The sequence below is a fragment of the Microcoleus sp. PH2017_24_DOB_U_A genome (assembly GCF_020738205.1).
Taxonomy (GTDB): domain Bacteria; phylum Cyanobacteriota; class Cyanobacteriia; order Cyanobacteriales; family Microcoleaceae; genus Microcoleus.
The window spans coordinates 64,709-70,708 of record NZ_JAEQCT010000029.1 but is presented as its reverse complement, the minus strand read 5'-3'; the positions used below and the strand labels follow the sequence as shown (position 1 = coordinate 70,708).

At 43.9% G+C, this 6,000-nt stretch carries 6 protein-coding genes; 3 read left to right on the top strand and 3 right to left on the bottom strand.

The window, feature by feature from the left end; all coding sequences use genetic code 11:
• Positions 1–201: 201 nt before the first annotated feature.
• Positions 202–336 carry a YqaE/Pmp3 family membrane protein gene (locus tag JGK07_RS06980; RefSeq protein WP_293242042.1) on the top strand — a complete coding sequence of 45 codons (135 nt, stop codon included), beginning with the start codon at positions 202–204 and terminating at the stop codon, positions 334–336.
• A 232-nt stretch (positions 337–568) separates the two neighbouring features.
• Here the strand turns inward: JGK07_RS06980 and JGK07_RS06975 are convergent, their stop codons facing one another.
• Entirely contained in the window at positions 569–1,834 is a 1,266-nt protein-coding gene (locus JGK07_RS06975; protein WP_293224302.1) for a lipid-A-disaccharide synthase, read from the bottom strand.
• A gap of 37 nt (positions 1,835–1,871) precedes the next feature.
• Between JGK07_RS06975 and JGK07_RS06970 the strand changes: the two genes are divergently transcribed.
• Complete coding sequence (locus tag JGK07_RS06970) at positions 1,872–2,345, top strand: ankyrin repeat domain-containing protein (protein WP_293224301.1); 474 nt, start codon at positions 1,872–1,874, stop codon at positions 2,343–2,345.
• A 120-nt stretch (positions 2,346–2,465) separates the two neighbouring features.
• Entirely contained in the window at positions 2,466–3,125 is a 660-nt protein-coding gene (locus tag JGK07_RS06965) for a Uma2 family endonuclease (protein WP_293224300.1), read from the top strand.
• Positions 3,126–3,206: 81 nt separating this feature from the next.
• Here the strand turns inward: JGK07_RS06965 and JGK07_RS06960 are convergent, their stop codons facing one another.
• Together JGK07_RS06960 and JGK07_RS06955 are read right to left on the bottom strand one after the other, a co-directional pair.
• Positions 3,207–4,250: a calcium-binding protein gene (locus JGK07_RS06960; protein ID WP_293176660.1), complete on the bottom strand. Its 1,044-nt coding sequence runs from the start codon at positions 4,248–4,250 to the stop codon at positions 3,207–3,209.
• 221 nt (positions 4,251–4,471) lie between these two features.
• Positions 4,472–5,458 (bottom strand): calcium-binding protein, encoded by a 987-nt coding sequence (locus tag JGK07_RS06955; protein ID WP_293176662.1) that lies wholly within the window; start codon positions 5,456–5,458, stop codon positions 4,472–4,474.
• Positions 5,459–6,000 lie beyond the last annotated feature (542 nt).

Genomic DNA, 6,000 nt, shown 5'->3' with positions numbered 1-6,000 from the left:
TATTTACATTGTTGGTTGGTGTTCGATATTGTTGGTTAACCCACCCCTACGATATTTGGGAAAATCAGGAAAATTGCTAAGATAATGCAGGTTGATATTATCTGTGGGGTGGGGGTGGGTTTATGTAAGTTGTTGGTTGGTGTTCGATATTGTTGGTGAAAGAGCCCCTACAACAATTAACGATCGCAAAAATCGACTTTTATTCCCCCGCTGGGCGTATTTTTGACTGTCGGGATTGGAGGTGATTTTTGGATCAACCTGGTTCTGACATTTTTGGGATTTATTCCCGGCGTTGTTCAGGCTATTTGGGTAATTGCCAAGCACGATCGGGGCTAGGTTGATATCAAAAAGACCTGTAAGGGCGGGTTCACAAACAATATCTGTCAGCAGCGTATTTACATTGTTGGTTGGTGTTCGATATTGTTGGTTAACCCACCCCTACGATATTTGGGAAAATCAGGAAAATTGCTAAGATAATGCAGGTTGATATTTTCTGTGGGGTGGGGGCGGGTTTATGTAAATTGTTGGTTGGCGTTAGATATTGTTGGTGAAAGGGCCCCTACCACAATTAACGATCGCAAAAATCGACTTCTTCACAAACCAATTCAGCGATTTTCCGCGCCGCCCCTGATTCGCCGCGCACACTGCGGAGCCGATCGCCCATTCGTGCTAATTTATCAGGATTGCTCAAATAGTCGATCGCCAGATCCGCCACAACATCCGCTTCCAGCCGCCCGATCAACTCGGGCACAATCTCCTCGCCCGCCCAGATATTCGGCCAAGCATAAAGCTTTCCCTTCCCCAATTGCAGAATCAGCCAATTAATCGCCGTCGCAAAAACAGAACCGACTAACGGCAAATTTGCCAACAATCCCGGCAAACCATCCCAAGCCTTCATCGCATCCAACTGCTGCGTCGGAATCAACACAATCATCGGTACAGCTAGCGAACCCAATTCCGCAGTATTCGCCCCCACAGTAGTCAAACACAGACTGCATTTTGATAGCAAATCGTAGGCAGGATTTTGCGTCCAAAGTTCTATTTGTAAGCCAGTTGCTGTCTGCAAAAACGGCGGTTCTGTTAAATGAAGTTCCGCGCTAGCGTTGGCAAATAAATGCAAGCAGGGATTGTGTTCGGCGTCGGCAAAACGTGCTAGAGTTTGCACATCTAAGCTCGGAGCAACCGGAATTACAAAGCGCGTTTCAGGGCGGACTCGATGGATCGATTGCGCGATCGCCAAACACAACGGTACACCTAAAGCTAATTTTGCCGCCTTAGAACCCGGTAACAATCCAATTAACTCTATTTCCCGTCGGGGTTGTACGCCGTCTTTTGTCTCCGATTTGCGATCGCCTACTTCCGCAATCAAATCTCCCACAACTGTAAATTTATCAGCATATTTTTGCGGAACTTTAGCCAAAACTTCCGGTTTCATCGCCGCAAACCTATCAATCCAGCGATACCACCGCGCGTCCCATTCCGCATAGGTAACAGTGCGATATTTTAGCCTTTTGCCAATAACAACCGTAAAAAATTGGTCGCCGCCTAAAAACAAAACAACTCCCGTTTCATACCAATCCCAATTTTGGGCAGTTTTGCCCGATAATAAAAATCGAAAAAAATGCTCCGGTGCTTGCACTCTATCCACTTCTGGGTAGTTCGCGGCGATTTCTGCTTCTTTTCCCGTGGCGTGCGGACAGGGGGACAGCACCACCGAGATTCGCGCTTCTGTGCCCTTGTTTGCCAATTGCTGGCGCAATGCTTGCACGGTGGGACGCACCCAAGTTGCTAATTCTCCGGGCCCGTTGGAAAGGATTAAAATATCGACTGTCATAGCATTTAAGATTTAAAAGGATACAAGGGAGAATTCTATGACAGATTTAATGGATGCCGTCAAGATGGGTGATGTGGCGGCTGTGGAATGTGCGATCGAACAACGTGCAGATATCAACGCCAAAGACGAGGAAGGCGCGACGGCTTTGACGGCTGCGGCTGAGGTTGGCAATGCTGATATTGTCAAAAAATTGCTCGCAGCAGGTGCGGATGCTAACAGTCAGGATAATGACGGTTGGACGCCGTTAATGAGCGCCGCTGCTGCCGGACATACCGAGATTGTACAGCTTTTGCTGGATGCGGGGGCGGATGTGAATGCTAAAACTGCTTTTGGTTTGACGGCTTTGATGAGTGCGGCGGGTAGCGGGCGCGCTGATGTTGTGCAGGTTTTGATCGATCGAGGTTCCGATCTCAAAGCCAAGGATAATAATACTTGGACTGCGTTAATCTGGGCATCTTCGGAAAAGCACCAAGATGTGGTTGAGGTTTTGAAGCTGGCGCGCAAAAGCTAAACGGTTTGTAGTGAGGACTTTAGTCCTCCGATCTTAAGGACTAAAGTCCTCACTACCAACTAATCAGAAACCCTGTTTCTGGATGATACAATTAATCAATAAATTTGCCATTTTTCTATCATGGTACTATTCGATCGAGAAATGCGTTTGCCAACCAGCGCCGAACTCCCTTCTTCGGATGATACTCCCGTGGATAACGAAAATCAAAACTTTCTTCCCAACTTACTGTTATTCTTGCTCAAATTTCACTGGCGCGAGCGGAATGACTGGTTTTTTGCGGTGGATATGGGAGTTTATCACACGACGGGAGTAAGTCATCTAGTTCCAATCGTTCCTGACGGCTTTCTAAGTCTGGGTGTCGAAAGATTCAAAGGCGATACTTTGCGCCTCAGTTACGTCCTGTGGGAAGAAAATAATATTCCCCCAATGTTTGCCCTAGAGATTGTTTCTCAAACTTACGGCGGCGAATACGATAAAAAAATTGACATTTACGCGAAGTTGGGCGTGCTTTACTATGTGATTTACAATCCCTATTACTGGCGACGAGACCAACATCAACCGTTTGAAGTTTATCATTTGGTAAATGGCGAGTACGAACAGCAAATTGGTGAACCTTTTTGGATGCCGGAAGTAGGCTTAGGCATTGGTCGAGGTCGTTACAATGATGGAGAGCGACAGTTAGAGGTTTTGTACTGGTTTGATGAACGAGGCAATAGGTATTTGACGGCTGAAGAGTTGGTAGCTCAATACCGCGATCGCTTTGGCGAGTTGCCGGAATAGCAAAGCGCGATCGCCATTTTGTTTCAATGGGCGATTCCACCCATCAAATTCAACACCCACTCATTAATCGCTTCTGGATTTTTAGCCTAATAAAAAGTATGAAAAACTATTTAATGATTCTGGCAATCGATTCAAGTTCAAATTGCCGCCACCTTTAATTACGGCGATCGTGTCCAATACTATCGCACCAGATGAGCTATCTGAGAATTTTGTTTGAATTTGTAAATCTAGATTATTGTTGATAGGAGACAGAATGTACCAATCTAAATATCCTCCCAGCCGGATACTGTCCTGACCTTGTGTAAAGTTCTGAATTGTAGCAAAACCAGGCCCATTGTAGAAAACCTCAATGTTGACCAATGCAGATCTAATACCCATTGGCGTAGTCGTACCCAATAGGAATTCATCCTGACCTGTACCACCAATCAGAGTATCAAATTCATTGTCGCCCTTACTTTCATAAACCGTGAAGATCCCACTTGTGAGAACATTAGGGACACTTCTACCTACTTCAACTCCAATGAGTCTGGTATTCCCCGCCCCGAAACCAGTAACAATATCATTACCAGAAGTTCCGACAAAAGTCGCAGTACGATTAGGATCAAATTGTCCTAATTTCAGATAGTGTTCTCTGCCAGTTTTAAACACTCCTGAATTGACAAGTGACCTGATATCGCCAGTGAAATAATCCGGTTCAGAGAAAGAAGTCGCAAACAGACCATCTTTGATTCCGAATTTAATGAAATGCTGGTAACCATTTTTAAAGGTTCCATTTTGAATAAACGGTAACAAATCTCGATTATTTGCTACATAAAATGCTTGGTCGTAGTCAGGCGATACTCGCGTGCGACCTTCTTCGTAACCAAACTGGATAAAGTGGTCTAAACCAGAAGCAAAAGGCGCGTTTGGATTGCTTGAGTTGCGGATTGAGGGAACAATATCTGGATTTTGAGCTAGATAGGTTTGTTCGTCAAAGTAACGCGATACTGCGGTGAGGCCACCAGCTTGACCAAATTTTTCAAAGTGTTCTCTGCCAGATTTGATGATTCCTGCATCAAGTGCTGGTTTCAGCCACGGATACTGTGAAAGGTAGTATTGTTCGTCGAAGATGTCATAGTTTGTCATGCCATTTACCTGATTTTTAGTCTACAGATTTGTTTGTTAAAATCAACCCACTATTACTAACTCTACTAGCTCATTATGTCAAGTTAAGTATTATCTAGCAGCATTTTTTTTGCTGGTAGACACAAAAGGGCGATCGCAAGAAAACTCAAAAGCCATCAATCATCAGTATCAACTAATGACCAATGACTAATGACTAATGACTAATGATTAATGACCAATGACTAACCGATCGCGAAAGTACCGTTACCATTAGATTGGATGAAACTCAAATTCAAGTTTGCACCTCCTTCAATCACGCCGAGTACATCTCCAAAACGCTGGATTGACAAATTGCCACCAACAGGAGTCAGGCTGTAACCGCTTAAAGAATTTCCTTGCAGTTGGATCAAATCATTTTCTATGTCGAAGTTGCGAATCGTAGCTTGACCGTTACCTGTATACAGCGCTGCGGCGGAGGGATTCCCGGCTGATGCAGGAACTCCGAGGACGAATGTATCAACTCCCGGGCTGCCAATTAGGACATCGAATTCATTAGTTCCAAAGCTTTCATACTGCCGGTTTCCGTTGCGATCGATACCTACTTCTACTCCCACAAGTTCGGTATTCCCCACGCCAACGCCTGTGATAATGTCGTTGCTACGGCTGCCAACAAAAGTTGCGTCGCGGCTTGGCTCGTTTTTCCCGAAATTGAAGTAGTGTTCCCGACCAGTTTTCAAATTTCCAGAGTTGACAAATGGCACAATATCAGGATTTTTCTTTAAGTATTCCGGTTCAAAAAATGAAGTTCCAAAACGGCCTTCTTTGGCCCCGAATTGAATGAAATGCTGGTATCCTGATTTGAAAGGTGCATTAGCCCCGATAAACGATCGCAATTCTGAGTTATTTGCCAAATAAAAATCTTCGTTGTACTCAGGCGATACTTTAGTGCGGCGCTGTCCTTCATCGTAACCGAACTGAATAAAGTGATCGAGGCCGGTGGCAAAAGGCGCGTTTGGGTTGACAGTTTTGACAAAGGGTGCGAGATCTGGGTTGCCTGCAAGGTAAGTAGCTTCGTCAAAATAACGCGATACTTTAGTTAAGCCACCTGCTCTACCAAATTTTTCAAAGTGTTCTTTGCCAGATGCGATTACTCCGGCATCAATGGCCGGTTTGACCCAAGGATATTGGGCGAGGTAGTATTTTTCGTCGAAAATTGCGTAGTTAGCCATGTTTTATACCTATGGTTTTGATGAGCTTGATTGTGAATACCAATTAGCTTTTCATTGACTCGATCGCGGATCGGGAACTTACAGCAGATTCCATGTTTATGAAGTACGCCTCGGATCGAGAAATTCCGGTAGGGACACGGCATTGCCTTGTCCCTACTGCACTTCATAAACCTGGCATATACTGTATAGAATTCAGAAGTTATAAAATGGTTTTAAGTTCCTAGGCAAATATTGAGTTTTGTGACATACAAATTACTAGAATTTTTTATTCTATCTTCATAGATTATGCCTTTTCCCCCTCAATTAACTGCTCTATCGCAAGTATGATCTGTTATACAAAAGTTCGAGCTTGTTTCGGGATTTTTTTTCTCAAAGGTTTGTTGATTTTTGGGGATTTTTTTATGATAGCTTGCTTTAAACATATTTTATAAGATATGTCAAGTAAATTTTTGTAAAGATAATTTGGAGCATTTGCTCAAGGAATTTGTAAAATAATGTAACTAAAAATTGCAATAAATTTGTCGAATTGTGTAATTAGCAGG